Annotated in this window: 2 tRNA genes; both read right to left on the bottom strand. The window is 45.2% G+C overall.

Annotation, left to right across the window (positions count from 1 at the left end):
* Positions 1-87 precede the first annotated feature (87 nt).
* Positions 88-163: transfer RNA gene (locus H4J61_RS02270), tRNA-Ala, on the bottom strand.
* 116 nt (positions 164-279) lie between these two features.
* Positions 280-356, bottom strand: a tRNA-Ile gene (locus H4J61_RS02265).
* Positions 357-400 lie beyond the last annotated feature (44 nt).

The following is a 400-nucleotide window of genomic DNA, read 5'->3' as shown; positions in this document are numbered from 1 at the left end:
CATTCGGTGAGGACTTGGTTTAAAAAACCAAACTTAACTTATCAACTTTTGATAGTTTAAGTTTGGTCTCTTTCTTATACGAAGAAGTGGTGGAGCTAAGCAGGATCGAACTGCTGACCTCCTGCGTGCAAGGCAGGCGCTCTCCCAGCTGAGCTATAGCCCCGCAATGGGAAACACACTTTAAGCTAAAACGTAATATTTTGTTCTATATCAAGGCGGTTTATCGCGACATGTAGTTTCCTACATGAGTGATGAACCAACGAAGATATAGGACGAAATTGGTAGGTCTGGGCAGACTTGAACTGCCGACCTCACCCTTATCAGGGGTGCGCTCTAACCAGCTGAGCTACAGACCTATCTCTCTTTCAAGATTTTACGTCCGAAGCTAGCGTGTTTGGAC

The organism is Colwellia sp. MB3u-4 (assembly GCF_014077065.1).
In the GTDB taxonomy this organism is placed as follows: Bacteria; Pseudomonadota; Gammaproteobacteria; order Enterobacterales; family Alteromonadaceae; genus Cognaticolwellia.
This window is presented reverse-complemented; position numbering and strand designations above follow the sequence as displayed.